Source organism: Zoogloea sp., assembly GCF_023150065.1.
In the GTDB taxonomy this organism is placed as follows: Bacteria; Pseudomonadota; Gammaproteobacteria; order Burkholderiales; family Rhodocyclaceae; genus Zoogloea.
This window is the reverse complement of sequence record NZ_JAKLLN010000109.1, coordinates 1-413: the sequence shown is the minus strand read 5'-3', so window position 1 is coordinate 413 and position 413 is coordinate 1. Positions and strand designations below refer to the sequence as shown.

Here is a 413-nt window from a genome sequence, read left to right as displayed (position 1 = left end):
CAATGCCCATCTGACACCTTGAAAGCTCCCTTCCGACATCATGTCGGGCGTGCCGGAGCGTCAAGTAGTTTGGCCGCTGTTTGCAGAACTCCCGAAAAAAATGCCCCCAGCCTTGCGACTGGGGGCGAACGCATCATGCGGCAGCAAGCGCAACGTCGGCATCAGCCTTGTGGCTGCCGGCCTCGTCCTTCGTGAGGTCGAGTTGCTCAATCAGCTCAGTCTGACGTGCTCGTAGCGTGTTCAGGCGCAGCTCGTGCTCGAACGGCCGTCCCAACTCGACTGCCAGGTCGGTAAGGCGCTTGCGCCGCGTCCGCAGCAGGATCGTGGCCTTGCCGGCCAGCTCCTTGATGGAGTCGAGCGTGGCGAGCAGGCCTGTCACGAGAGCGGGCCCCGTCTGGTAAGGCGTCGCCTCG

The 413-nt window shown here is 63.4% G+C and carries 1 protein-coding gene; it reads right to left on the bottom strand.

Annotated elements, in window-relative coordinates; genetic code table 11:
* Window positions 1–133: 133 nt before the first annotated feature.
* A partial coding sequence (locus tag L6Q67_RS23715; RefSeq protein WP_296576026.1) for a hypothetical protein occupies window positions 134–413 on the bottom strand: 280 nt, incomplete at its 5' end.